Source organism: Pseudomonas sp. HD6422 (genome assembly GCF_025377065.1).
GTDB classification, from domain to species: Bacteria; Pseudomonadota; Gammaproteobacteria; order Pseudomonadales; family Pseudomonadaceae; genus Aquipseudomonas; species Aquipseudomonas putida_U.
The window spans coordinates 219,249-242,887 of the sequence record NZ_JAHWIW010000003.1 but is presented as its reverse complement, the minus strand read 5'-3'; the positions used below and the strand labels follow the sequence as shown (position 1 = coordinate 242,887).

Annotated in this window: 32 protein-coding genes; 28 read left to right on the top strand and 4 right to left on the bottom strand. The window is 55.1% G+C overall.

The window, feature by feature from the left end; genetic code table 11:
- Positions 1-129: 129 nt before the first annotated feature.
- Positions 130-1,239, bottom strand: coding sequence for an Ig-like domain-containing protein (locus KY379_RS03515; RefSeq protein WP_145994178.1), 1,110 nt, complete (start codon positions 1,237-1,239; stop codon positions 130-132).
- 243 nt (positions 1,240-1,482) lie between these two features.
- Between KY379_RS03515 and KY379_RS03510 the strand changes: the two genes are divergently transcribed.
- The 6 genes from KY379_RS03510 (at position 1,483) to KY379_RS03485 (ending at position 6,881) form a co-directional block, all read left to right on the top strand.
- Complete coding sequence (locus KY379_RS03510; RefSeq protein WP_084851432.1) at positions 1,483-1,965, top strand: hypothetical protein; 483 nt, start codon at positions 1,483-1,485, stop codon at positions 1,963-1,965.
- 39 nt (positions 1,966-2,004) lie between these two features.
- Positions 2,005-2,334, top strand: coding sequence for a hypothetical protein (locus tag KY379_RS03505; RefSeq protein ID WP_084851430.1), 330 nt, complete (start codon positions 2,005-2,007; stop codon positions 2,332-2,334).
- Positions 2,335-2,641: 307 nt separating this feature from the next.
- Positions 2,642-4,579: an AAA family ATPase gene (locus tag KY379_RS03500; RefSeq protein ID WP_084851428.1), complete on the top strand. Its 1,938-nt coding sequence runs from the start codon at positions 2,642-2,644 to the stop codon at positions 4,577-4,579.
- A gap of 72 nt (positions 4,580-4,651) precedes the next feature.
- The gene (locus KY379_RS03495; RefSeq protein WP_084851426.1) at positions 4,652-5,206 is read left to right on the top strand and encodes a hypothetical protein; all 555 of its coding nucleotides are present in this window, start codon (positions 4,652-4,654) and stop codon (positions 5,204-5,206) included.
- 262 nt (positions 5,207-5,468) lie between these two features.
- The gene (locus tag KY379_RS03490; RefSeq protein WP_139813946.1) at positions 5,469-6,116 is read left to right on the top strand and encodes a hypothetical protein; all 648 of its coding nucleotides are present in this window, start codon (positions 5,469-5,471) and stop codon (positions 6,114-6,116) included.
- 303 nt (positions 6,117-6,419) lie between these two features.
- The gene (locus KY379_RS03485; protein WP_084851423.1) at positions 6,420-6,881 is read left to right on the top strand and encodes a hypothetical protein; all 462 of its coding nucleotides are present in this window, start codon (positions 6,420-6,422) and stop codon (positions 6,879-6,881) included.
- A 112-nt stretch (positions 6,882-6,993) separates the two neighbouring features.
- Here the strand turns inward: KY379_RS03485 and KY379_RS03480 are convergent, their stop codons facing one another.
- A complete protein-coding gene (locus tag KY379_RS03480; protein WP_084851421.1) occupies positions 6,994-7,242 on the bottom strand; it encodes an antirestriction protein ArdR in 249 nt (82 codons plus the stop codon).
- Between the two features lie 263 nt (positions 7,243-7,505).
- Between KY379_RS03480 and KY379_RS03475 the strand changes: the two genes are divergently transcribed.
- From KY379_RS03475 to KY379_RS03380, 20 genes are all read left to right on the top strand, one after another.
- The gene (locus tag KY379_RS03475) at positions 7,506-7,760 is read left to right on the top strand and encodes a hypothetical protein (protein WP_084851418.1); all 255 of its coding nucleotides are present in this window, start codon (positions 7,506-7,508) and stop codon (positions 7,758-7,760) included.
- 29 nt (positions 7,761-7,789) lie between these two features.
- Positions 7,790-8,272, top strand: a complete 483-nt coding sequence (locus KY379_RS03470; protein WP_084851416.1) for a DnaJ domain-containing protein — start codon at positions 7,790-7,792, stop codon at positions 8,270-8,272.
- A 131-nt stretch (positions 8,273-8,403) separates the two neighbouring features.
- The gene (locus KY379_RS03465) at positions 8,404-8,781 is read left to right on the top strand and encodes a hypothetical protein (protein WP_084851415.1); all 378 of its coding nucleotides are present in this window, start codon (positions 8,404-8,406) and stop codon (positions 8,779-8,781) included.
- Positions 8,782-8,878: 97 nt separating this feature from the next.
- Positions 8,879-9,298, top strand: coding sequence for a hypothetical protein (locus KY379_RS03460; RefSeq protein ID WP_084851413.1), 420 nt, complete (start codon positions 8,879-8,881; stop codon positions 9,296-9,298).
- Positions 9,295-10,959 carry a DEAD/DEAH box helicase gene (locus KY379_RS03455; RefSeq protein ID WP_084851411.1) on the top strand — a complete coding sequence of 555 codons (1,665 nt, stop codon included), beginning with the start codon at positions 9,295-9,297 and terminating at the stop codon, positions 10,957-10,959. The genes KY379_RS03460 and KY379_RS03455 overlap by 4 nt, the downstream gene beginning before the upstream one ends.
- A gap of 58 nt (positions 10,960-11,017) precedes the next feature.
- Positions 11,018-11,551, top strand: a complete 534-nt coding sequence (locus tag KY379_RS03450) for a hypothetical protein (RefSeq protein ID WP_084851409.1) — start codon at positions 11,018-11,020, stop codon at positions 11,549-11,551.
- A 160-nt stretch (positions 11,552-11,711) separates the two neighbouring features.
- Positions 11,712-12,104, top strand: coding sequence for a hypothetical protein (locus KY379_RS03445; protein WP_139813945.1), 393 nt, complete (start codon positions 11,712-11,714; stop codon positions 12,102-12,104).
- A 245-nt stretch (positions 12,105-12,349) separates the two neighbouring features.
- On the top strand, positions 12,350-12,667 hold the full coding sequence (locus tag KY379_RS03440) for a hypothetical protein (protein ID WP_084851405.1): 318 nt from the start codon (positions 12,350-12,352) through the stop codon (positions 12,665-12,667).
- The gene (locus KY379_RS03435; protein WP_084851403.1) at positions 12,664-13,092 is read left to right on the top strand and encodes a DUF6283 family protein; all 429 of its coding nucleotides are present in this window, start codon (positions 12,664-12,666) and stop codon (positions 13,090-13,092) included. Before KY379_RS03440 ends, KY379_RS03435 begins: the two co-directional genes overlap by 4 nt.
- Before the next feature lie 302 nt (positions 13,093-13,394).
- Positions 13,395-13,568, top strand: coding sequence for a hypothetical protein (locus KY379_RS03430; RefSeq protein WP_172402855.1), 174 nt, complete (start codon positions 13,395-13,397; stop codon positions 13,566-13,568).
- A gap of 5 nt (positions 13,569-13,573) precedes the next feature.
- Positions 13,574-14,020, top strand: a complete 447-nt coding sequence (locus KY379_RS03425; RefSeq protein ID WP_084851401.1) for a hypothetical protein — start codon at positions 13,574-13,576, stop codon at positions 14,018-14,020.
- 95 nt (positions 14,021-14,115) lie between these two features.
- Entirely contained in the window at positions 14,116-14,334 is a 219-nt protein-coding gene (locus tag KY379_RS03420) for a hypothetical protein (RefSeq protein ID WP_084851398.1), read from the top strand.
- Between the two features lie 151 nt (positions 14,335-14,485).
- Positions 14,486-14,983 (top strand): hypothetical protein, encoded by a 498-nt coding sequence (locus KY379_RS03415; RefSeq protein WP_256819927.1) that lies wholly within the window; start codon positions 14,486-14,488, stop codon positions 14,981-14,983.
- 145 nt (positions 14,984-15,128) lie between these two features.
- The gene (locus KY379_RS03410; protein WP_084851393.1) at positions 15,129-15,626 is read left to right on the top strand and encodes an Arc family DNA-binding protein; all 498 of its coding nucleotides are present in this window, start codon (positions 15,129-15,131) and stop codon (positions 15,624-15,626) included.
- A gap of 221 nt (positions 15,627-15,847) precedes the next feature.
- On the top strand, positions 15,848-16,444 hold the full coding sequence (locus tag KY379_RS03405; RefSeq protein ID WP_084851391.1) for a hypothetical protein: 597 nt from the start codon (positions 15,848-15,850) through the stop codon (positions 16,442-16,444).
- Positions 16,445-16,478: 34 nt separating this feature from the next.
- Positions 16,479-16,835, top strand: coding sequence for a hypothetical protein (locus KY379_RS03400; RefSeq protein WP_084851388.1), 357 nt, complete (start codon positions 16,479-16,481; stop codon positions 16,833-16,835).
- A 55-nt stretch (positions 16,836-16,890) separates the two neighbouring features.
- Positions 16,891-17,238 (top strand): hypothetical protein, encoded by a 348-nt coding sequence (locus tag KY379_RS03395; protein WP_084851386.1) that lies wholly within the window; start codon positions 16,891-16,893, stop codon positions 17,236-17,238.
- Positions 17,239-17,301: 63 nt separating this feature from the next.
- Positions 17,302-17,514, top strand: a complete 213-nt coding sequence (locus KY379_RS03390; protein ID WP_084851384.1) for a hypothetical protein — start codon at positions 17,302-17,304, stop codon at positions 17,512-17,514.
- A gap of 589 nt (positions 17,515-18,103) precedes the next feature.
- Complete coding sequence (locus tag KY379_RS03385; RefSeq protein ID WP_084851379.1) at positions 18,104-18,913, top strand: N-6 DNA methylase; 810 nt, start codon at positions 18,104-18,106, stop codon at positions 18,911-18,913.
- A 66-nt stretch (positions 18,914-18,979) separates the two neighbouring features.
- Entirely contained in the window at positions 18,980-19,243 is a 264-nt protein-coding gene (locus KY379_RS03380; protein WP_084851469.1) for a YebG family protein, read from the top strand.
- A gap of 42 nt (positions 19,244-19,285) precedes the next feature.
- Here the strand turns inward: KY379_RS03380 and KY379_RS03375 are convergent, their stop codons facing one another.
- Positions 19,286-19,546, bottom strand: a complete 261-nt coding sequence (locus tag KY379_RS03375) for a sulfurtransferase TusA family protein (RefSeq protein WP_084851378.1) — start codon at positions 19,544-19,546, stop codon at positions 19,286-19,288.
- Between the two features lie 183 nt (positions 19,547-19,729).
- On the opposite strand from KY379_RS03375, the gene KY379_RS03370 reads away from it, so the two are divergent.
- Positions 19,730-19,939: a hypothetical protein gene (locus KY379_RS03370; RefSeq protein WP_084851376.1), complete on the top strand. Its 210-nt coding sequence runs from the start codon at positions 19,730-19,732 to the stop codon at positions 19,937-19,939.
- Between the two features lie 132 nt (positions 19,940-20,071).
- On the opposite strand, the gene KY379_RS03365 is transcribed toward KY379_RS03370, so the two are convergent.
- Complete coding sequence (locus KY379_RS03365) at positions 20,072-21,088, bottom strand: hypothetical protein (protein ID WP_143515263.1); 1,017 nt, start codon at positions 21,086-21,088, stop codon at positions 20,072-20,074.
- Positions 21,089-22,787: 1,699 nt separating this feature from the next.
- On the opposite strand from KY379_RS03365, the gene KY379_RS03360 reads away from it, so the two are divergent.
- Positions 22,788-23,573 (top strand): hypothetical protein, encoded by a 786-nt coding sequence (locus KY379_RS03360; protein WP_084859114.1) that lies wholly within the window; start codon positions 22,788-22,790, stop codon positions 23,571-23,573.
- The last annotated feature ends 66 nt before the right edge of the window (positions 23,574-23,639 follow it).

Sequence of the window (23,639 nt, the reverse complement as noted above, 5' to 3'; positions counted from 1 at the left end):
TGCAGCTGTCTCCAATAGAGTATGAGAAACGCTATTTCCTGAGCTTGGAGAGTGTCTAGGAAACCAGGGGCGATTCAGGTTTCATCCCAGCTACTCCACAACTCTCCAGGCCGGCCCTGAGCTTTTAATTCACTTCCTGGGCTCTGTGATAACACATAATCCGGAGTAGTCCATAATTCCTTTCTGCCTGTAATTATCAAATCCAACGTGGAGGTCGTAGAGTCGATAGACTCCACCATTTCTACCATGAACGATAATTTGAATCTTGTTTGTCTCAATATAGGAATTTAGTCCCTTTTCATCCATGTTGATGACAAAGTTTTCAAGGGGCGGATACATGAACTGATTTAGCCCGTCGGTTATTGGGTCAGTGTTACCCTTGTAGTATCCGATGTAAGTATCAGAACCATCAGTACTCTGCGCCGCAAGCTTGAGTATTGTCTGAGTTGGTTTTTGGTGCAGGTATTCATAAATATGGTCCGAGTTATCAAAGCAGGCTTGGGTAGGTTGTGCAGGCTCAGCCTTGGTACCGACGTTGTTCTGGCTCAATGTTACGGACTGCGCGGTGTAAAGAGGAGCCTGGGCGCCTACATTTCGGATCTGACCGTTTACCACGCTTTGCTCGCGGTCCTGACGATACTGAATGTAGTTTTGGGTGCAGGTTGCAGTTTGGACAAATGCTACTCCAGCTCCAACGGTGGAAGGATCAGGTGTCCAACCTGTGCAATTGTAGGCATTTCCATATGCGGCCAAGGCAGTGAAAACTGATGGCGCTGCTATCCACTTATCAACAAATGGAACGAATATCGAACCTGTTCCGCCTGGTTCGTTTGCAGTTGCTGTGATTGCTGCGCCACCGATGGTTCCAGATGATCGTATCTGAATGCTCGTGCTGCCACGGGAGTCTGTGACGCTGCTAGCTGCCGATAGAGCCCCATCAGTTGTCGACCAGTTCAGGGGGACATTTGGTAAAGGGCTGTCATAGATATCCGTGACTGTAGCCGTGATAGACGCAACTTCACCAACGGCCACCAAAGATGCAGGGCTTGCCGCTAATACGATCTTGACGGGATTCTCACAGCTCTGCCAGCCAGATCCTGCCCCACCGGTACAAGTCACGTACTGCCACCCACTGCCAGTTGCTGTACCAGGAGCGGTTTGGATCGGCTGCCAGCTCGATGCGAAGGTCGCCTTGACCATCAGCGCTGAGAGGATGAAGCCTCGGAGCAGTTCGTTCACAACCCAAAATGACCGCATGGAAATGCCCCGCAGAAATTGGGCGACTATGAGTACTGCGGGTTACATGCATATTGCGGTTTTGTTAAGGAGGGCTAAACCGCCTATCGTCGCGGGGTTTAATTCACCTGGCCAGGCCACCCCCCCTCCCCTGGCATTCGAATTTCCGGGTAGCTTGCTGACTGTGGGGTGTTGGCACGCGCCAGGCTGTTACAGACTGGTTGAACATTTTCAACGGGCCCCGTCATGTCCTGTCCAAATCAAACCAAACCGCCCGCGCTTCATGCCGAAAACGAAGCGGTCGTTCAGAATCTGATCAAGCAGTCGATAATCTCCGCAGAGGATCTACGTGGGCGGAACCGACATGTGTTGACCCGCCTGGCTATCGGTAACTGGGGGTCAATGACGCCCGAGGCCCGGGAAGTATTGCTCCAGCATCCGCATCATTTTGTACGCAGCTTCGCAGTGATAGGCCAACAAGACCTGGCCAAGGTTCTGAGTTCAAACCTCGAAGAGTTGAGCGTGGATCAACTCAAATTGCGTCTCCAGGACCTTGCGAGGCGTGCAGCTGAAATGGTGGAGAACCAGGAGGCCCAAGCATCTATCCTTGTCCCCAGTTCGCCGGCCAATGCCGCAATGGTGAGTCTCAACGTAGAGATGGCCACCATTCGCGCCCGCTTGACCAACCTCGGCCACGCCGATCAACCTGAAAATTACGTCTGGGTTTAATCAATGGGATCGCACATTCAACGTCAGAGGAGCATCTGCTTGGTTCAAGTCAATACCCGCTCTGTCCCGCGGCGGCTCCCGATTCGGCCGGTTTTCGCAAGACATAGCCGTGCACGCTCGGCGAAAGAATGCGCTGCAGCCGCTGCTGAGATTGCAAGCTTCTTGCGCCAGCAGTTGCCAGCAAAATGGTTGGTTGAAGGCACAGAGGCCTTCAATTTTGAACTCGCCAAGCTCGTCGATGGATTTGAAGCGATTACCCCTACAGCATTTCCCTCAGACCCGCCAGACCTAGCACTGGACGAGCTGAATGATCAGTTGGCTAGCTTGCTCGACTGGGTTGATGATGCGGGAATTCAAATTGTTTCCTAGCTCCACGGACTTCCTTCACAAGTACTGTGCGACCTAATGCAAAGTCTAACTCTGCGTCGCTCAACAGCACCTCCAGGAATCAGTGCACCAACTCCGACCTGGCGGTCGGATTCACTTTCGGGTTGTCAATGCACTGGCCATGATTGCGTGCACCGGCTGGCTACCCTACCCTTAGCTACGCCTGGCGACTGGAGCCCATCCTGATGGCTTCCACTGCTGATGGCCCCTCTCACCTGGCAGCGCTTAAAGTTGAAGGTCGCAAACTGGATCTAAACGCAGCGTCGGAACCACAAGACAGCAAACCGCTATGACCCTCAAGCCCAACCTCTTCATCCCACTGACCGAAGAAAAAGCCGATGCCTTGGCTGCCCATGATGCGCGGCCGGCCGAGGTTCTGGCGCAATGGTCGGTACCTGAGATTGCCAGCGCGTCCCTGATCCAGAACGCATTATCGTTCTCTGATCAACCGCAACGTTTGGACAAGACAGAAAAGGCCCTTGCCCAACTGATATCTATCGGCCTGCAAGTGGAAGCCTCGCAATCGCCGGGCGAGTTTGCCAGGGTGATGGCGGCTCGATTCAGCAGAGATAGCTTCAAAGCTGGGTTAGACGATCTGCCAAAGATTCCCGCCAGGCTTCTCACTGACGAGCAGTGCCAGGCAGGTGGTTACTTGCTTGAAAGTGGCGAATGGAACTACCAGTTCAAGTCCCAGCTGGCTGAAGAGCTGAACCCGTTCACTGAGGCGTTCTCGACGAGTGATGGGAAGACTTTCTCCCTGACCAGCCAACAGGCACGGACATTCCGAATCTTCCAGACCGAATTCGATGAAAGCATGAATGTTCAGGCCTTGGCCGGAACGGGTAAGACATTCATGATCGAGCGCATGGTCGACACCCTCAGTCGGTACCGGCCGCTGCTGCTCGCATATACACAGGTTCAGCTTCAAGCATTAATGAGTCGTATTGGTGCAGGTCGTGTTGATGGAATGACATTTGGCCAGCTCGCAACTGTATGCCTCGAAAGAGATCAGACCAAGCCCCAGCGCCGGGGCGGGAACAGGGCCAGGTTGAGTTATCAACTCACCCCGTCCGCAGTTGCTCAGCGTCTTTCGTTGGGACCAGTCGGACCTTTAGTACCCTGGGAAGTTGCACAGACATGCCAGCGCATGGTGATGGGTTTCTGTTTTGGCAGAGACAGCGAAATTGGTGCCCGTCACATCCCAGCTTTTGACAAAGAATTAAGTGAGTTGGACAAGCTCGCCTTGGTTGAATACGCAAATCGGCTCTGGCTACAGACGATTGAGCCCACTGACCGGAAAATCCAGCTGCCTTTGCGCGGTTACCATCGGATAAAGCACCTCTCGCTCGAAGAGGATGTGTTCATTGATCCAGTCTACACTCACATCATAATTGACGAGAGCCATGACCTATCTTGGGCGATGTGCGCCTTCCTCGACCGATGCCAGTTACCAGTCATCACTTTGGGCGATGCGTGCCAGCGACTCGATGGTAAGTTAAGCAAACGGGCCCCCGCCACCAGACACCGAGAAATAGTTCACTCCATCCGTGCAGGCCGACAGATTGAGAGTGTGATCAATACTTTAATCGACCAGAACCCTATTGTGAGGGTGAGCCATTTGGAAGGTAGCCGCGAAAGGGATACTAAAGTTGTTTTCTATGACAGCGCAGAAATTCCTAATGAACCCACCACCATCCTCTGCAATTCAGAATGGGGACTGTTCGAGTGGTTTCAGCGGTTGGGGAATGCTGGGGCCAAATTCAGTCTACTTCCAGGGGCGGACAATGATTTCAGGCGGTTCGTGCTCGACTGCGTGGAGCTGTTCAATAACAAAATCCGGCCGAGGCACAGAGCACTGTTCAAGTACACCAGCTGGGCATCGCTTCGCAAGGACATGGCGAAAGACACAGCCTTCATCCGGATCGAGCGAATGCTGAATAAGGGGTACAACACTTCCGACTTCGAAACATCTTTGCAGTGGCTCGACAGTTCAGGCCAAGCCCCCATCAAGCTTGGTAGGGTTGCTGATGCTCGCAATACGGAAATCAACACAGTAATGCTCGCCCCCGACGTGCTGTCGAGGATTCAACCAGGCGATAAATTTGGGGCAGCAGAGGCGCTGTCAAAGATTTATACAGGTAGCACCCGTGCCCGTTTCAAGCTAATCGTGCCTGGCGAAGTCCGAGATTGGGCTTCGGATCTAGCAGCAAGGGCTAACCGCTTTTAAGTTGGAAGCCGGTTCTGGCACGTTGTAAATGGCTACATCCTGGGCGCTCAATCACGCACCCAGGAACGCCAAATGACCGAATCCAAACAAAATCACGCTGAAGCTTTCACCACCCAGGCTTCGAATAAAGGTTGGCGGCCAGATCAAAATTTGGCAACCGACAACCCTGAGGCAGTCCCTGTTTGGTTCTACAGCCACGGGTACCTCAGTGGGAGCAGGTTGATTTCTCAGCTGCTCAAAGATGTCTTTGTCAACGGTGTGCCGCCGGAGGCGTTAGTTGACCTGCCTGCCGATCCAGGGAATGCCTACAAGGCTGCTATCAAACAGCTCGAACGTGCACCCGCCGACCAGAAAGAAGCTGAGCACCAACGACTTACTGCAGCAATGGTCAATTTTGCCCAGAGCTCTAACCTGTGGAAAATACTGAAGAGCCAGGACGAGATCACCGGCTTTCATATTGTGCTGGTCGATTGGTTCACTCGATCCAATGTCCATGTCCTGATACCAACGGCCATCATGCAACCTACCCCTCTGTCACCGGACCAGATAGCTCTTGCGGCCAAGATGGCGATGGACAATCACCTGTGCCGATATCCAAAGGACGTGCCGGCATCCCGTAGAAGCTAATTCCGAATTTCGTAGGCGTCGTTTGGATAGCCAACCTCTTTGAGGGATGGTTTAATTTTCACTGCCCCGGGGTGGGCGCGCGACTCCACCGCTTCATGCCCAGCGCACGATGCTGCAGAGCCAGAAGCCTTCGGGCATCCCCAAGACTCAAGACTAGGCCCATGCCCAATTCTGCGGCATGGGCTTTTTTGTTTAGGGGTTCTGGCACACCCTCCTTCCCCTCACGATGGCCCTCATTGAACTCACCACCGGGACTCATGAGATGACACAAGCCGCCCTTTGCGATTGGCAATGCAACATCCCACCTCAGCTGAACGAGCGCGAAACAGAATTGCTGGACACTCGCGTTCGTGCCGCTAGCTTCGATGCGCTCGCCTGCTCGGACATGAACTACGCCGCTGCAGGGATCACCTTTGAGCAGGACGGCCGCTTCACCAAGGTCAAACACAGTGGTTTCACTGTTGTTTCACTGATGGGGCGATTCTCAAAGGGGCTTCTCTTACAAACACTTCGCAGAAATCTTGCAGATAGCTCTCGCGAGGTTGCGAAATTGGTTTTCCCGCGGCTGAGGAGTGACCTTCAGCTGCCGCTAGGACACGTAATCGGCTTTGATGTTGCGGCAAGTGTGCACCAGGTGGAGCATCGCGGTAGTCGCCGGCTGACCGCTTATGTGTTCCGTCCACCAGGTGAAACCAGCTCTGGCTATTACGGCGAACTCAACATCGACCTGTACTCCTGCCAGGCTCAGATCAGCCTGAAGGAGGGTGAGCGTTGGGGCGGAGGAGCTTCGCTGCTCAGCGCCGACTCGATCACTCTGATCGCTGACACGTACAGCGAGCTCTGCTCGGTAATCGCAGAGACCTTCAATGGGGCGGTCGGTCGGGCATCCAAGCGACATCTCAGTGTCTAAAAAACGATAGGGTGTTTTGGCTGGTCTTTTCGAATCAAGCAGTTACTCTGTATTCCAGCAGCAGGATGCTGCCTCCAAGGTGTTAAGAAATCGCGTTCCCCCGCGTGTTGAGCCGGGTGACCTCCCCCCTGAGGTCACCCGGTATTTTTTTGCCCGCAATCTCTACATGGCCCATCCGCTCAGTCAGGAGCCCATCCACCCTCCTCTACTGGCCCAGGCAGACGACCAATAGCGATGAGGGGTTCTGCCACACCGGCGCTGGGGGGAACATGGCACCATCAATCAAGCAATGGTGCTAACCACATGTCCAACATTCTATTCCCGTACCATCCCGCAACCGGTCTTCGCCTGGTTCAAACCATCGATTACATTCCAGCTGCGGTCCCCCAGGAAATTTTCAAGCGTGATGGTCAGATCAAAATCGAAGACGCGGCGGGGTCAACCGTGCATTGGGACAATGCTGAGTGTCAGAAGATGGTTGGCGACACCTATCTAGCCGATGAAAGTGGCACCGAGTGTCTGGCAAGCGAAGCTATCTGGAGCCCTGAAGAGGGCGATAGCATAGACATCGATACTCCCAAGGAATGTTCGACTGTCACCTCGCCAAATGCGCTGAGAACTCAACTGCAGGAGCTGGCAAGCGCGGCCCGCGAGATGGTGCTCGACAGTGAGCAGAAACTCGATACGGAAGCCTCATCCAGTGCACTGAAGGCCCTCCTCCAAAAGCTCGGCCTGTGGGACGACTTTCAGCCTGATGAGGGGTAAACGCTGATCGTCCTCGGGCCGTCGTTGGCCCGGGGCTACTCACCTACCGCCAGATGAGCTAAACCGCATCAGCCCTACCGAGCCTCGCTAGTTGACTCATCTCTGATGGAATTCATTGCCCATCAGGGTCAACGGCGACCCACGCCTCTGCACCGTTGTAATCGTCCCCACCTACCGCCTTGAAGACCAGCCCCTCCAAGCCCACGGCGAAGACACCCGGGCGCTCGCATTGCGGGTCTCGCAGCTCATTTTTCCAGCCGTACACCTTTCCTTCGCACACCATCACGATACCCCCAACCCGGTCCTGGTTTGCTGCCCGCCACGAGGTGGCTATTGCACGTAGTTCTTGAATCTGAGTCATGACGTTCCTTTCCCTCGCATACGGTTTCTTCGGGAGAAAATGGCCACTCCCTTTGACGCTTGCCCATCAACCAGGCCTAGGCCAGACGTTCAGACCCCAAGCTGGATAACTAAAAACCGAAATCGTGGCCAATGCAAGGGAGGATGCGCGGCCTCCACGCCGCCAGGAGAACCGACACCTGCGCATAAAACAGCCACCTATTTTGGCTGGTGGCACGGTCCCCATCCGTCGACAATCACCCTATCAATTAGCGAGGTGAGAGTATGCCGTTCGATCTGAAACGCTTCTTTGAGTTCGCCGGCACTATCGCTGGAATTGCTGGGGCAGTACTTCTGTCGCTGAATACCAGCTACTCACCTTTCGGCTATGTGCTCTTCCTGTTCAGCAGCCTGTTCTTGGCCGGGCACGCCCGCATGATCCGTGCACGCTGGCTTCTCATGCTGCAAGCCTGCTTCCTTATCACTAACATGAACGGTATATACCATTGGCTCTTACTGCCGGCGATGGCGGCCCAGTAGGCCACAACCCCTAAGACACGAATCGACCTATGCGCACGCATTACGATAATTTGCAGGTCCAGGAACGCGCAGACCTTGCGGTCATCAAGGCTTCATACAAAGCACTAGCCCATCGATATCACCCTGACCGGAACCCCGATGATGCGGAAGAGTCCGCTCGGATATTCCGGATCATCACCGAAGCTTATGAGGTATTGTCTGACGCAGATAAGCGCTTGAAGTACGATGCGCAGCTTCGTGCTCAGCGAGAAGCACCTGCCGCTGCACGCCGCAATGCGGCTGATACCTCTGCACAGCCCACTGCGCAAGGGCACTCATTCCCCGCCGAACCTCAGGGCCTCATCCATTTCGTCTCGCCACTGATCCAAAAAATGGAGCAGGCTTTGGATCAAGTCGCATCAAACCCAGCGGTTCCGCCTGCTATACGGTGGTTGCTATCACCTCCCTGGAGAATGATTTTGCTTCTTCAGCTGGTCTTGGCCCTTTACCTGTTCAGAGAGCTCTACCTGTAATAGCTACAGGTACTACCCTCCTCGGGCCGACCCAAAATCAACGCCAACCCGGTACCGAGCTTTGCCTCATGGCTTCTGCCACCGAGCCATCCCGATGATCATCATTGCGCCACAGATCATTGGAGAAACTCATGCAGACCACCTCCGTCACAGCTGTCCAAATCGCCGATCCTGAAGCCTTTCAGGCACTCAATGATGTCCAGGTCGCGGCTGTTCGAAAGGAACTCTCATACGAAGCTATATGCGCGGAGCGCGAAGCCATTACTCAGGCATCCAAAGCCAGATATGAGGCTGGTGACCGTACTGGTCTGCCTTCACCCTCAGGTCACTACATGGCCGGCGACGCAGCTGGAATGATCGTGATCGACTGGATGACCGAAGCTGAGCGCGCACGCTTCCATGTGTTGGGCCTGGCGCTCCCGACCGCCGGCGAAGAACGAGAGGCTGCTCGCTTGCGAATTCAGAACCGCATTACAGCGCGCAGGGCAAAGAGAGTGGCCTGCGTCTGATAGACCTGGAGCAATTGGATTTTGGCACCACGTTTTGGGTAGCTGAAGATTGGCAGTTAAGGTGTACTGGGATGATCAACAACCTTGGTACTCCATTATGACCGCAGCCCCCGTTGAGACCGTATGCAACGACGAGCGAATATTCGCTATCCGTCGGTCGATGTTGAAAATCGCCGAGTTTTGCAGCCGGCAGCGTGTAGAACCACGAGACGAGAAACTCGCACAAGCTCAGATGGAAGCCCTCCTCACAGGCTCTGGCTTCACCCTCAAGCGCGAACACCGTCTGTCTAGCGATGACATCCCAGACTTCCTCATCAACGAGGGCGGGTTCTCAATTGTCCTTGAGATGAAGACCCGGGCTCAGCGCATGAAGATCTATCGGCAGCTTGAGCGCTACTCCAAGCACGAGTCCATAGACGGGATTTTGCTAGTGAGCGGCACTGCTATGGCGCTCCCCTCTATGATCGGCAGCAAGCCAGCTCTGTTTGCATCGCTAGGTCGGGGGTGGCTTCGATGAGCTCCTACGGTCAACTCACACTGACATCCGACAAGCGATCCTGGCTCATCAAGGACCTTGCACCGCACGTCGCAATTCGCCTCAAACAGCTTTTTCCGCGCCTGTCCAAAACCCGTGTAGATGAATTCACTTTCCCGAATGATCTAGAGCACTGCAGTGACCTTGCCTGGTTCACCAGCCGCTATCCCTTGAACATCTCTGCTCAGGACTCCCGGGCGCTGAGAAAAGGCCAGAAGGGGTATGTGGCCCGGAAAGCAGAGCTGGAGACGATCCTGTTGCCGGATTACGTCGCCTCCCCCTTTGCCGGCCTAAAGCCAGCCTGCCAGGCAAGGCATTACCAGATGCAAGCAGTGGACCTGGGCCATGCAATGCGCAGCTTGTTGCTAGCGGACGACATAGGCCTGGGGAAAACCGCGGCCACGGTAATGTGGCTTTTGAATCCGGCATGCCGGCCCGGGATCGTGGTCGTAGATACGCACCTGCAGGATCAGTGGAAACGGAAGATCGAGGAATTCTCTGACCTTTCCGCCCATATCATCAAAACTGGTTCGCCATATGACCTGCCGGAAAGTGACGTCTATGTCATCACCTATGGGAAGCTTGCCGGCTGGGTGGATCTATTCAAATCCCGCTTTTTCAAATCTGCATGCTGGGACGAGATCCAAGGTCTGCGTAAAGGGACCGACAGCATCAAGGGCGAATCCTCACTCGTTTTGGCGCAGCATGTAGACTTCAGACTCGGCCTCTCTGCCACGCCAGTTCATAACTACGGCATTGAGATATTCAACATCCTGGAAATCCTCCAGATAAACGTGCTGGGTAACCGCATTGAATTCCTGCGCGAGTGGTGTACGGATGGAAAATCCGTCGATGATAGTAAGGCCCTCGGTGCTTATCTGAGGGATCAAAAGGTGATGCTTCGCAGGCTCAGAGAGGATGTGGGCCGTGAGCTTCCGCCGGTCAACACGATGGTCGAGGACATCGCACACGACCATAAGGCCCTTCGCTCCATCGAAGATCTTGCGAAGAAACTGGCGCTCCGTTACGAAACGGGGAGTTTTGAAGAGCGGGGACAGGCCGGCCGAGAACTGGACATGCTAGTCCGCCAGGCTACCGGCATCTCCAAAGCCAAAGTCATTGCGCAGTACGCCCGTATGTTCCTGGAAGACAACACCCCGATTGTCCTAGCTGGTTGGCACCGGGCTGTGTATGACATCTGGCTGGATGAGTTGGCTGAATTCAATCCCGCCATGTACACGGGCTCGGAGTCACCCAAGCAGAAGGCCGAGGCCAAGCGACGATTCATGGCAGGGGAAACAAATCTGCTGATTCTCTCGCTGCATTCCGGCGCGGGCCTAGATGGGCTCCAGGAGCGGTGCAGCGTCGTGCTTCACGGTGAGCTGGACTGGTCACCAAAAATCCATGAACAGGTAACTGGCCGGCTGGATCGAGATGGCCAGAAAAACCCTGTTCTGTCGGTGTACCTCGTTTCGCAGGATGGCTCCGACCCTCCCATTATCGAACTTCTAGGGGTGAAAGCAGCACAAGCCGACGGCATTACTGATCCGGACCGGGTGTTTAAGGCCAACGTTCCCGACACCGGCCGTATGCGGCTACTCGTCGATCGCTATTTACCGAAGCAGGCACAGGAAGCTGCGTGAGGTTCTGGCACGCCCAGGCATCGTTGACCATGGGCGTGTCAAATAACGAGGAATCACAATGCAGCTCCTGACCTTCCTACAGACCGACAACGGCTTCTGTCGGGTCTACTACAAAGACAACGTAAAGAACGTCTTCTGCTACCAGCCATCCCATGTCCGGGGCCAGTACGCGCTCTATGCGTGCTCGCGCGACGGCGAACCTTCTCACGCAGTCGGCCACCAAGACTTCAAGATCGATTGCTTGCCGGATAGTGAAGGCTGTTCAACGGCCGCTGAATTCAGCGCCTGGTATCTGTCCACGGTTAGTGAGCACCAGCGAATTTCCGCCATTTTCTATCCGCAGGTGTGGGTCGACGACGAGGCTGTTGAAGTAGATCCTGGCGCGACGACGATCGATGTCACATCCGAGATTCTCCGACTTGGGAGAGTCAAAGCAATGGCACTTAAGGACAATGACAGTCCGTCGGATGATCTCCGGCTCGCCGTTAACTCGCCACAATGGGTTCAGAACTGGCCAGGCCCCTTCCGCGTTGTTTGCTCTCAATCCATCCGGGATTACTTCTCTCGCGATACCGTTGCAGCTGCTAGCTAATTCAAATGCCGGGCGGCTGACACCTTGTTCCGGCCGGCGCTCAATCCTCCCAGGAGCTTCTGTGAAATCGCTACTACCCCTTTCACTCGCACTCATGTTGGCCAGCACGGGAGCCGCTGCAGCCCTCCCTGACGGTAATCCAGCGGAGGTCTGTGCCTACATGACCTCTGAAGGTCTCATCGCCGGCGAGTGGCATGTCAGAAGCCCCGGGGAAGCCGGGTGCAGTACTCCGCCCAAAGAGATCGGGGGCGGTTCACCGCCCAACAACCTGGTCTATCTTGCCGACGGTAACGAAACTGCGGCCCATACCCTAAGACTGGCGCTGAATCTCAATCAGCCCCAAGCGCCAGCGATGGGTCTTCAACTACTGCTGCAGGCGTCACACAGCCTCAGCCTAAGGGTCACCGGAAAGCGGCTGCCACCACAGATCTCTGCAGCAATCACTTCCCGCTTGGGTAACGCCAGCGCGACGGTAGGTCAGGTCAACATCTCAGTGGTCCGCACCGACTGGGCTACGGGTGACGGCTACAACCTGCAGGTACGCTTCGAATAACTAAGCTCAATCCATCTGAGGCGCAGCGCGTGCTGCCGGCGCTGCAGTCCTTGCAGGGCCGGCGTTGACTCACAGCTTTACATCAGGCCAGGCAGCGGCCTGCCTCTATCTTGTGTGCATTTCTCAAGACATAGACAATTCAGTGACAGGCAACCTGGGCCCAATCTCCACGTGGTTGGTCCCTCGGTGCTGTTGGCACGGCGCTGGGTGAAGGAAGATTCTTACACCTCAAAGGAAAGTACTCCATGAACTCTGTTGAATACGAAGCGCTAGACGAACTCGGCTCTACCTACCTCCGCCCTGCCCGGATTATTTCGGAACTCCCTTGGGCCCAGCGCAGAACTGCGCTTACAAAAGCGCTACCAGTGATTGGTAAACTGGTCAGCCTGGTACCCCAGCAGCAATTTTCATTCGGATTAGGAGTTTTCAAAGCGTTTCGACTTAATGCTGCGGAAGCGCGACGACACCCACAGGTCGGCGTGCTGACGCTAAGTGCGGGCGATATCTCGTTGGACTTGGTGCCCGGGTATGGCAGCCCCGAATTAGAAGGACCTGCAACGTGAGCAAACCGGCCGCTACGATCACTGACGTGCAACCCGCCGACTCGAACCACAATGTGCTCACAATCACCGGCGGTAACGGTGAGCACTGCAAAGTGCCATGCCAGCGGTGCCCCTGGCGCAAAGATGCGGTTGGAGTGTTTCCTGCTGAGGCATTTCGACTGTCCGCCGGAACCACCTACGACATGGCGCAAGTCACTTTCAGTTGCCATTCACGCAAAACTGACAGGCCGGCAGTATGCGCAGGCTTTTTGATGGTCGGCGCAGATCACAACCTGAACGTGCGGCTCAAGCATGCAAGAGGTGAGTGGCTCGATGTTACGGATGGTGGACACGAGCTATTTGAATCCTACCGCGCAATGGCAGAGGCCAATGGGGTACCGGCAGACGATCCGGCGCTTGTTCCATGTCGCAGTAAGCGCGATTAGGCTTCTGGCACGAGAATACCTCTTCAAGATAGCGGCTGATTCCTTCCGGCAATGTTGCCGTCCCTTGGCAACGTCCGGAGTCATCGGCTATCTAACATACGAGGTACCCCCAAATGTCGACTGTCGTACTCTGCCACATGGACTGCTGCAATGCTGATGGTGATAGGCTTCCCGCCGCCCGCGTACTAGCCCAGTCCGTCGACCAGGGAGCAAACGTCTCATATGCCCCCTGTTGCGAAACACACTCAGCCAATTGGTGGGATGGCAGTGACTGGGATGGCCGGCACCTGGATAAACCGCTGATGGATGTCCCCAAACTGGAGGACTACGTAGCATCCCATGGTTTCGGTGATGTGACCCAGGACGGAATCCAATTGGCACAGATCCTCATCGCGCGAGGCGATGACTACGCCACCGCGGCAGCGGAAGTGACTGCTCGTGGTTTTACTGAAGCCCCTGAAGAGCTGACTGACTAGACATCATGGCCGACAAAGCAACCCGCTCCCTGAAGATGAGTGACGAAGAATTTGACCTGTGCGTCGCGTTGAATACTCATTCTGGCCCTCAAACAAGCACTGAGATGCTCACGGCAGCCCGACGAGTGCTGGTTGAAGGCATGGAACCAGGGGCGGCCCGTGCTGAATTCGTATCCATAACCAAACAGGCTATAAGCAACGTCCTAACCCGGCTGAGGGCACAGTACAACACTCGTATCGCCGCCCTATCGCCAGATCAGTTCGAGCTAGGCGTCAGCGTAGCCTGTCCTGAAATATCGAGTCGGGCCAAAACCTTGGCCTGGAACCACCTAGTGGATCGTTCGGGTGAGATACCAGAAGCCTGCTCCGCTTCGGCCTTAGAGGCACGCGAATCCATCGCCAAGCTGCGGGAGTTTCACCTCCGAGCACTGTCTGCCTACATCGTGAAATAGACCCAAGCCAATTCACCGCGGCCAACGGGATCGCACGCCTTGAAGTCCATTGCGCCGAGCTGGTGCCAGCCGCGCAGCTGATCAATGGAATACCCATGAAAACCAAAGACCAACAATTTACCATCGGTGCCGGAAAAACGATTTGTGCAGAGAAGTCTCACTACCCTGATCTGGTGCGATTAGTGATCCCCAAAGATGAGGCACTTCAACTGGCTCAGCAGATCCTGCGAGCTCATGAAGTCGCTCGACCAGAGCACACTCACCTGATCGAGATACCAATCTTCGGCCAGCTTGAAGAAGTGGACGACGAATAGCCGAAAGCACTGACTTTCCAAAAGCCCGCCCCGCGCGGGCTTTGTCGTTTTTAAAGGTAGGCGCAAACACCCCTGCACTTACCAGGGGACCGCTTCTGCCACATCCGATAGCCACTGATGCTGAGCCTTCCCAATCAGTGGATTCAAAGCCATGTTCGAAGCTCTCAGAGCTGCACGCGCAGCTAAAATCACCCTCAGCAATATGACCGGTCCCGCAACCCGGGCCGAGCATCGGGCTTGGTCTTGCACCATCCTTTTCTATGGGGCGATCGTGGGCTCCGCTTCGGGATCTGCCCGAAAGAACGAGTTCACCCTTGTTCTGAACAAGGGCCTCCAGGACCAAATCATCCAGAACCTCAAAATCAAAGGCTTCGAGCTCGATCTGTCCAAAATTCCGAAATCTGCAATTAAGCCAGATACACCGACGAACTACATGTGCCTGGCCATCGCTCAAATTGCGGATGAGATGGATCTCGTCAAGAAACTGAAGGCACAAGCGACTGCGGCAACCCTCGTAGTGTTCACGTCTGATGCTGGCAAGGTAGAGGTATTCCCTCTCGCCTACTCTCAGAAGGTCAAGGACGATCTCGTTAAGCGCTATGGTGCAGAAAACTTCGAGATCTTGAACGAGAGCATCAAAGACCTCTGAACGCTCTACTGAGCCCCTGGCAGCTCAGGGGCTCCCTACAAGCTTCATTGTCGTACTTTTGACGCCATGATATTGGCTAGCAAAATAGGTAGGTTCTGTGGAGAATACGCGACGCTCGATTTACAACCGCCCTGAGGGCACCAAGATGATTCGTTCTACCAGCCAGCCTGCAGCGCATCCGGCCCTACCAGCGGCGCCATCGAAGACAGCTGAAAAATTTCCTCTGCGCATCCCTATGGCCCTCAAAGAGGCTGTCGAGGCCGTAGCTCGAAATCAGTATCGTAGCTTCAATAGTGAGGTTGCTTTGGCTGTAATCAGCCAGTTCGAAGGTCACCGCCGGCTGATCACGATGCGTAACTCGTTGGTCAATCGCCTGGGAGCAAAGGTCGGCAAAGAGGTCATATCTCGTTTCGAACGCATTGATCCTGATGCGGGGACGAAACACACTTTGAACATCCGCTTCCCAGATGGTGTGCGCGACGAGTTGAGAGAATTCTCAAACACCTCGCAGAGCGTTTCGATGCGAGACATGGTGGCGAATGCTTGCGCCGATTGGGTTTTGTACAGCAACCAGATAGAAGCACTGCTCGCTCGATGCGGGGACCCTGACATCAGGTTCCCAGCTCAAGGCGTCAGACACTGATTTCGCAGAGCAGCTCCTGCCCGGCGCAATCTTCCCTCTCCTACTTCTGCTCGATATTTCTGCTCTGTCCAGTCAAAGGACCATTCGGCTCATCTATAGTCACCACACGTTGACTCCGACAGTGGAGAGCTATGGGGATGAGCAGGACTGCAGGAAAATCTCCGCGCGGGGGGCTTCCGCGACGCACACTGACGTCACTCTGCCTGCTAGGACTGACCCTTTTGGGCTCCATTCATGCCGGCATCAAAATCCGCGAATACGACACCTTCACAAGCCAGGCCGTTCGGCTGATGTCAGACTTCACTGCGGATCTCGTCGCCGGCCGGCCCTTGGATGCATACCAAGCGTCGTTCGCAGTGTTGGAGCACAGTGATCGTGCGCTGGGGAGGATGGTGGCTATTGCCTACAGGGAGCGCACTGGCAGCCTGCAGCAGCGAGACACCTCAATAGTTGCAGCCGTGAACAGCCTTAACGGGAAAGACCTCTACAAGCTTTTGACCGCGGCGAAGCCATTGTTCGATCCCTCAGCCAGGGAGGCGTATCTTGAAGGTCGGCCGGGCACTCTTGGATTTCCAGGTGTGGACATGAGGTTCGACACGCTCAGTGCCGAGCAGAAGCAAGCAATGCTGGGGTGCCTTAATCAGCTGCAGCCCACTTACGGTGGTAACGCCATTGCCAGCAGGATTATAGTCGCCCTGGAGCTTTACACCGGCATGGCTATGGACACTTGCACGGTACCAGCCAAACGGCCTCCGATGTCCCTACCTGTACCGTTGAATCAAACGGTCTGTCCCGCTGGTGGCACATCCAGCTCCTGAGATCATGGGTCAATATTGATCCAGGAGCGCCACCATGAACATACAACCAAGCAACCACAAATCGAAGGCCGGTCTCAACGCAATCCTTACCCTGCCGCGTTTCGATCTTGGGGCTGTTGTAGGGACTCGGGGTTTTGTTGGACTGTTCGATTCCCCCGGACTTCGACAGACAACCATCGACATTGTCCTTACTCGGTACCTCAGCGGTGACTGGGGGCTCATGGGCGCAGAAGACTGCGCCGCAAATGAAATGGCACTTGATCCAGCCACCCAAGATCGCATCGTGGCTAAATACAGTGTTCCCGTGGGCCCTGGCGCTGAAAAGGCTATCTACGTGATCACAGAGGCTGATCGGTCGGTAACAACCCTACTCCTGCCCTCGGAGTATTGAGCAAAGGCCTTGCATCAGTGCTCGAAATTTCGGGCACTCTTCCAGCGAGGGCAATATGATTGCACCCACGATTCAGATCATGAGCTATGGCACACATCCAATGAAAAGCCGGAAAACTACTGTGTCAGAGGCCCCTAATTTGGAAGGGTTGACTCAGAAGCAGCAGGACCACGTTCTGAAGGTCTTTCCTGAAACCCGGGCATCGATGGCCGACTACTTACGCCAGGGGGCTCAGGTTTGCATCTATCCCCAGAACGAGGTACCTGAGGCTCCACCCGTCGCGATCGCGCTCTTGCAGACGCCTGAATATTGGTTCGAGTGTGTTGATACTGTAAGTGCAGCTGTCACTCTGGCGGCAGAATTAGGGCTCGTTGTCGCCAGTATCCTGCCGCGCGCGCCGTGACCCTAGGTAAAAAGGTGGGCCTTCACCAGGCACGGCCCGCCCCCTTTTCCAAAGGAGTCACCGATGCACAAGCCAACCCGGATTCACTGGCATCCCATCAACAAATTTGGGCTGCCCCCGCGGGAACTCCGAAAGACTGATCAAGGCCTCGACCGGACTTTCATGGTCAAAACTGACGAAGGCTTGAAGGCGTCTTCTATGTTCGAGGATGGCTCCGGCTTTGAAGATTTAGGCACAGGGATCCCGATCGCTTGGGCCTATGCACCGAGTGAGTAGTAGACATGACCCGGATTGATAACCCAGTTGAATTTTCTGACGAGGAAATTGTGGCGGACCTCTTTCGTCTGGCACGTTCAGGGCGCTTCAGGAAGGTTGAGCCCCTACAGCAAGAGGCTGAAGCGTTATACCCGCTTGAGTCGCCAGCGCGAATCAAGACGTGCATGAAGCGCCTGGCTGAGATCCTCTGGGAGTCTGATCATGGCGGATCCGCCACCGAGTATATGAACCAACGCAGGCCTTAGCCCTTCCTAAAACGGCCAGCCAGGCGGGGGAAATGAGGCCTTCCCTCTCATGTCTGGCCCGTCTGGCCACGCGACGCCGTGCATTGGTAGGGAGCCCCAGGGATCCCTCATCTCATCTACGAGACAGACTTGTCAGCTAAGGCTGCCGTCATATCCTCCAGGAACCGCTCAATCAGGAAACCTTAAGGCCCCTCGTATGAATCGGGGCAGGCTGCTCGCGGCCTGCGCAACAGACTATCGCCGGCAGTAGATTTTGCACCCCAAAACCACACCTCCATTTCCAACGGTTCTGGCACGCCCAGGGAGCCCCCACACTCGAGTACTCCCTACTCGGATAGCAGAAAATGGCAAAGATCAAGGAACACCTAAAGGCGATGGCGAGCACCATCGACGGAATTCGCTATTACCCGGCTCAGAGCGTGTTCACCGACTTCGTTGAAATGGCAGCTATCGCCATCCGCAACGCTTGTGACCAAGCAGGGCACGAGGCGCGGGAAGCCCAGTACCTCAAGCTGATCCATAAGTACAAGCCTGAGGATCGGCACCGTTTCAGCGTACTTCTCCACCATCTCACTATGGCTCTACATGAGGAGCCTTCAGACGTCCTGGGCGAGCTTTATATGAGCCTAGGAGTGGCCAGTGCCGCTCGCGGCCAGTTCTTTACTCCGCCATCGATCTCGAACCTGCTCTCCCTGCTGGCAATGGACACTAACCGGATTCACAAGGAGGTCGCCCAAAAGGGATTTATCACTCTCTCGGAGCCAAGCTGCGGATCTGGGGCAATGGTGATTTCCTTTGCCAACAAGCTGCTGGAGATGGGTATCAACCATCAGCAGCACCTCCACGTCACCTTGGTCGACCTAGATGTCAGGGCAGTCCACATGGCATTCATTCAGCTGAGCCTCATGCATGTTCCGGCTGTGGTGGTATACGGCAACACCCTGACACTTCAGGAATTCGATCACTGGTATACCCCATCCCACGGCATGCAAGGTTTCAACGGGAAGCTGAAGCGCGGATTTGCTCTCGAAAGCGAGATGGGCCGGGCGTACCTGGACACCGGCCACCTCCCAATCGAAGAAGATTCTGAGCTGGCGCTAGTGGCACGCGCTCCACGGGTAAAGAATGTTTGCACTCAGGGAGCCACCCTGTAACGACCGCACCGGAACAGCCCCATGCTGGACCGTAGATGCAGAAGATCACCCCAATGAGAGGCCATGATGGCTGTTGAAACCTTCTACAGAAGCACCCGCGATAAGGACTCGGAATTCATGGATCGCAAGTCGGCCGATGCCCACGATCAAATGCTTGAACTCGCAGAAAAAATTGCTGAATCACTGGGGCGCAATTTTCCCGACATGAATGAAAAACACTGTGAGGATCTGGGTATCTTCATGGCCAAGAACCGCGGGGCGTTCACAGCCGCATTCAAAGGAAATCTGGCAGCACTTTCAGAAATCAACGCAGCAGCGCCGGCCGAGTAGATCAGGAAAGCGAGGGGCCGGCCAGCCGGCCCCAACCTGTCGTTAATTCCGCTTTATCTGCAACCAAAAACCAAACACCCCTTCCTCCTCGGCCTCCCCTATCAGCTGGTGCCCGGTCTGTTGCGCAAAGGCTCTGAAGTCGCGGCGGGTACCCGGATCCGTCGACACGACCTGCAGCACCTGACCATCCCTCATGCGGTTGCATTCAAGCCTGGCCTGCAGCAACGGCAACGGGCACCGCAATCCTCTCGCGTCCACAACAGCATCCGGCTCTGTGTATAGCTGGGCGCTTAGCTCACTCATCTGATGGAAGACCCTGGATTGGTAAATGCCGACAGTGTACCGCGCATTGGGCAGGGGGCTTCTGCCACGGGGCCGGCAAAAACATCATTGGCTGGTCAGCGGCCGAAACAGCCGAGGGCATCAATTGCACCAGTAACCAGGCCCAGGAGAGTTTCCTTCCAGGCCTTTTTAAAGGAATTACATATGAAGCTTAAAACCGTCCGCCTGGACCCGGCGATTGTCCCTACTCGAGACCCGGTGAAGCTGCAGTGCCAGCATGCAGATCTGAAGGAGCAGCTGTTGCGGTCAGCGCACACCGATCACCACACGCGCGGGGAGCGTGATCAGATGCGTGAAGTCCTGGCTCGCCTCAGCGAGTCCCATCGTTCCATTACGGGAGTGTCGTTGAAATGATGCATGTTTATCTCCCGGCTCCACTGGTAACCGGAGAAGCTGCTGGAGAGAACGCCGGAAACAAAAGAGCCGCGTCATGGCCTTAACTATGAGCGCGGCTCGCTTTTACTTGATGCTGGAATGTTCCCTTCCCTAGTTCGAAAGGCTCAGCATCATCTGTTCATGTCGCTCAGGGCGTTGGCTGCGCCGTAGACCCAGGCGTTGCTCGATCACATTCATGCGCATCGAGCCTGCTTTCATATTTTTGATCCACTGGGGCCCTGGGTAGAGTGTGAACCGGTAGTCGATAGGGACTGGTCGACCGCGGCCGCGAACCTCGGGAAAAATCTCTTCGACTGTGAAACGTACCAGGTAGTTATCGGCCTGCATGCGTTCCAGCTCTTTCTTGATAGCGTTCATGCTGCCTGACAGGCGCACGTGGTTGAGTCCCGCAGTCAGCAGCTTCATTTCCTGGACGGTGAATTTGTATGGCTGCCCTTCCGAGACGTTGGTCACGATGTAGTGGATGCGCCTCATGAGCGCAGCGCCCACAGGGCTGTAATCCTTCAATTCACCGATCGGATACTGGCGGTACGTTACCTTCAGGATCGACTGCACAATCAGCGCGTGAAGCTTCACCCGCCAGATGTCGTCGCCGTTGTTCCCCTCTTTGGTGCTCTTGTTGTTCCGATCGAAGGAAGGGAGGATCGTATCTCGGTTATCCAGCTTGAGGTCGTCGCCGTAGGACAGCGTCATTACTGAGCTCGAGAGCACGTCTAACGCTTGTCGAATCTGCGTATTGCTCATGGTGCTGCCCATAGCCTTAAGCTGGCGGGCCAAAGCATTGATCGTAAAGGTCACGTAATAGGACGTGTCACCGTTCACGGTTTGTTCTTCTGCTTGGATCGTGGCGTGCTGGATCAAAGCCTGCTCAACTAGTTGCTCCTTCACGCCTGGGAAACGCCGCATTGGCTTGCTTTTTTTCGTCGGGTAGTACGTGCCCGGGAAGAGAGTCAGCTTCGCCTCCTGGCCGCTGATACGAAAATTGACACTGTGGTCGTTCGGTACCACTCCGTCTTTGTTGTTCAGGTGGTCCGCGGAGAATTTTGGAATCTGATCCCAGCCAACCAGGACATTGCCAAAATTCTTGGCCTCCTCGGTGCTGTTCACTAGGAAACTTCCGAACAGATCGAGAGCGACAACTGCTGCGCTTTCGGCCGCTATTGGCTTCGCTGGAACGTATACCTCCTCACGGACGGTGTGAAATTTCGTTTCCTGCGTGGCCGTTGGCGTAGTCGTCCCGGCTGTGGCTCCCATTGTTCCTCCCTCGATCCTGCAGAAGCTCTGATTTGCGAAACCGTATAGCTCTGCCCACCGGACCGCAACCAGGCCAGGAGATAAACCGACGGATAACCAAGAGACAAATCGGCGGATATTCCAATCCTCGGTGGGTAGCCCCACATTCTCAAGTCCGCGTAGTAACTGGGCCAAACCCCCTGGTAGTCGCTGTGCGGCCATGCCATAAATTTTTTGGAAATTTATCCAGCTGAGCCCCCTACCCGGCCGCTGAAATCCTGAGGCACATGATCAGAAATCGGGAGAGCCAAGAGATCAATTGACGGATATTCGCCCTTGGGTGCTGCCATCGAGCCCATAAATATTGGCGGGAGGCCGCATATTTGCTGGGTTTTAGGCTACCTGATAGTAGGGCGAGCCCCGTGGACAGCTCGGTTAAAAGCTGGGAGATGAATCTCACGATAATCCTCCCCCGATAGGCTCGGCCTGCCCTACCAAGAGATAAATCCACTGATATGGAGACTCCAGGCCACTCATCGGATGAGGAAAATGGCTCAATCGACTGAATTTGCAGGGTTTTGTCTCTCAGCATCAGGAGACAAATGGCCGCATATTCCGGACCTCATCTTGGGGCAAAGCCAGGAGATAAATTGCCGGATATTGCTGTAGACCACGTATTTACTGGGCTGCAGCCATTTCCACGCACAGCCAGGTGATGAAGCCAGGAGATAAATCCTTCATAAATCAGCCTGCATTGACCATGTGCCCGCTACCCTGACAGGCTTACAGCGACGCTTGGGCCCAGGTAACGCAGGCGGTCAGGAGACAAAACGCGATAAAACCGGGAGATGAAACAGCCATAATTGAAATCTGGTTGTTTTTCGACCATTTCGGAGAAGTTATCCACAGGCTGGAGGACTGAGCCAGGAGACAAATCCCCGATTAATGCGATTTGCCAGGAGATGAATCCCCGGTAATTCGTTCTAGCTGGCGGGGCCGAGCAGGTCCACGAGGGAAACGCCGAGAGACAAAACAGCGGAAAATCTTCAACAGAAAGAGATAGATACGCGTAAAACCGAAAGATAAATCTCGGCTTAACCAAGAGACAGAACCTCCATTATTGGAGCTGCAGCCCAGCAAACATAGGGGTTTCAGGCATCTCTTCTTTTGATCTTTGCTTCTTCCCTTCAAAAACTCTTCTTTTAAGGGGTAGGCCCCTATCAAGGCCCGCTGCGTTCCTCAGTCCTGCCTCAGCCATCGTCTTTATCGGTGGTTTTATCTCTCGGTACCGCAGCTGGCCTCCAGTGTCCCTGACGGGGAAGCCGGCCGAACTCCGACGCTTCGGTCGTGGTCGTGGTTGTGGGTCTTGGCAGCTACTCGACCAGGTAGCATCCAACAGACGCCTTCTCAAGATCCCAACGCTTGGCCCGAATATGCGGCGATTCATCTCCTGGCTGCGGGATTGACTGGATAACGCATAACGTCCGGGCCCACCTGTTTTTAGGCAATCCGACATGGCTGGTGGCACACCGCCAAACACGCGATCATTCCCTAAGACACAGGGGAGGTGCTGATGAGCACGAAGATCTGCAACGGGCGCATTTTGCGTGACAGTTCCCTGGCCGATGCCCTGAAGAAACTTCAGGACATCAGGGATGAGGCGGTTCGCTTAGCCCACGCAGGCGTTGCAGTGCAAATCGCCGAGCGGCGCTACTACTGGGCTGACATGGATCACAATTTCCTGCCGATCCCGCGAATCCACTACGACAGTTTCTACTGGCGCATACGGAAGATTCTGCAGGACGAACGAGCTAGGGTCTTGGTGGAGGGCACGCGGAGCGTGGACTGGGATTACACCTTCGAGGTGTTGCTCATCCCGTTCTCAGGGCATGTGCTGTCAATTCACTATCTTGAAAACGATTCTGGGTTCACCGGGCTTCTCACCCAGGCGGGGTTTCAAGACTTCCACTATCAGAACTCAACTGATGGCCCTGAAGAGATACCTGCGGCTGAATGGAGAGCTCGGCGGGATGCCTGGAACCTGGCTTTACCTTCAGGTATCCTCTCCCACGCTGGGCTCAAATATGAGCTTGTGAACTGGGATGACGTCACCGGCGCGCTAAACAATCGTGAGCTAATCCTTGCTACTAAACCCAGTGATCAGACGCGCAGAATGAACGTTGCCCGCAACCTCATTGACCCAATGCCGGAGCCTCCGGGGTTCCCAAAATGGGGCTGTACCAAAGAGCGAAGCTGGGGGAATCTCTTGCAGCTGAAAGGGCACAACACGTCTTTCTTGCTGCAGAGGACTACTTCTAGGCGAAGGGAACTCAACCCATCACGTCTGGCTCATTTGTGAAATAGTTCACAAACCCGACGAACGGTCTTAACTCCTCGAGATCCCTGCCGAAAACGGGGGCAGAGC

Excerpts from the sequence above, each read along its gene's own strand:
- KY379_RS03475 (WP_084851418.1), top strand. The coding sequence starts at position 7,506 with ATGCCGTTCGATCTGAAACGCTTCTTTGAGTTCGCCGGCACTATCGCT.
- KY379_RS03450 (WP_084851409.1), top strand. The coding sequence starts at position 11,018 with ATGCAGCTCCTGACCTTCCTACAGACCGACAACGGCTTCTGTCGGGTC.
- KY379_RS03510 (WP_084851432.1), top strand. The coding sequence starts at position 1,483 with ATGTCCTGTCCAAATCAAACCAAACCGCCCGCGCTTCATGCCGAAAAC.
- KY379_RS03485 (WP_084851423.1), top strand. The coding sequence starts at position 6,420 with ATGTCCAACATTCTATTCCCGTACCATCCCGCAACCGGTCTTCGCCTG.
- KY379_RS03495 (WP_084851426.1), top strand. The coding sequence starts at position 4,652 with ATGACCGAATCCAAACAAAATCACGCTGAAGCTTTCACCACCCAGGCT.
- KY379_RS03400 (WP_084851388.1), top strand. The coding sequence starts at position 16,479 with ATGAACATACAACCAAGCAACCACAAATCGAAGGCCGGTCTCAACGCA.
- KY379_RS03410 (WP_084851393.1), top strand. The coding sequence starts at position 15,129 with ATGATTCGTTCTACCAGCCAGCCTGCAGCGCATCCGGCCCTACCAGCG.
- KY379_RS03455 (WP_084851411.1), top strand. The coding sequence starts at position 9,295 with ATGAGCTCCTACGGTCAACTCACACTGACATCCGACAAGCGATCCTGG.
- KY379_RS03385 (WP_084851379.1), top strand. The coding sequence starts at position 18,104 with ATGGCAAAGATCAAGGAACACCTAAAGGCGATGGCGAGCACCATCGAC.
- KY379_RS03430 (WP_172402855.1), top strand. The coding sequence starts at position 13,395 with ATGGATGTCCCCAAACTGGAGGACTACGTAGCATCCCATGGTTTCGGT.
- KY379_RS03370 (WP_084851376.1), top strand. The coding sequence starts at position 19,730 with ATGAAGCTTAAAACCGTCCGCCTGGACCCGGCGATTGTCCCTACTCGA.
- KY379_RS03440 (WP_084851405.1), top strand. The coding sequence starts at position 12,350 with ATGAACTCTGTTGAATACGAAGCGCTAGACGAACTCGGCTCTACCTAC.
- KY379_RS03360 (WP_084859114.1), top strand. The coding sequence starts at position 22,788 with ATGAGCACGAAGATCTGCAACGGGCGCATTTTGCGTGACAGTTCCCTG.
- KY379_RS03390 (WP_084851384.1), top strand. The coding sequence starts at position 17,302 with ATGCACAAGCCAACCCGGATTCACTGGCATCCCATCAACAAATTTGGG.
- KY379_RS03375 (WP_084851378.1), bottom strand. The coding sequence starts at position 19,546 with ATGAGTGAGCTAAGCGCCCAGCTATACACAGAGCCGGATGCTGTTGTG.
- KY379_RS03425 (WP_084851401.1), top strand. The coding sequence starts at position 13,574 with ATGGCCGACAAAGCAACCCGCTCCCTGAAGATGAGTGACGAAGAATTT.
- KY379_RS03420 (WP_084851398.1), top strand. The coding sequence starts at position 14,116 with ATGAAAACCAAAGACCAACAATTTACCATCGGTGCCGGAAAAACGATT.
- KY379_RS03415 (WP_256819927.1), top strand. The coding sequence starts at position 14,486 with ATGTTCGAAGCTCTCAGAGCTGCACGCGCAGCTAAAATCACCCTCAGC.
- KY379_RS03380 (WP_084851469.1), top strand. The coding sequence starts at position 18,980 with ATGGCTGTTGAAACCTTCTACAGAAGCACCCGCGATAAGGACTCGGAA.
- KY379_RS03490 (WP_139813946.1), top strand. The coding sequence starts at position 5,469 with ATGACACAAGCCGCCCTTTGCGATTGGCAATGCAACATCCCACCTCAG.
- KY379_RS03470 (WP_084851416.1), top strand. The coding sequence starts at position 7,790 with ATGCGCACGCATTACGATAATTTGCAGGTCCAGGAACGCGCAGACCTT.
- KY379_RS03480 (WP_084851421.1), bottom strand. The coding sequence starts at position 7,242 with ATGACTCAGATTCAAGAACTACGTGCAATAGCCACCTCGTGGCGGGCA.
- KY379_RS03460 (WP_084851413.1), top strand. The coding sequence starts at position 8,879 with ATGACCGCAGCCCCCGTTGAGACCGTATGCAACGACGAGCGAATATTC.
- KY379_RS03395 (WP_084851386.1), top strand. The coding sequence starts at position 16,891 with ATGATTGCACCCACGATTCAGATCATGAGCTATGGCACACATCCAATG.
- KY379_RS03445 (WP_139813945.1), top strand. The coding sequence starts at position 11,712 with ATGACCTCTGAAGGTCTCATCGCCGGCGAGTGGCATGTCAGAAGCCCC.
- KY379_RS03500 (WP_084851428.1), top strand. The coding sequence starts at position 2,642 with ATGACCCTCAAGCCCAACCTCTTCATCCCACTGACCGAAGAAAAAGCC.
- KY379_RS03465 (WP_084851415.1), top strand. The coding sequence starts at position 8,404 with ATGCAGACCACCTCCGTCACAGCTGTCCAAATCGCCGATCCTGAAGCC.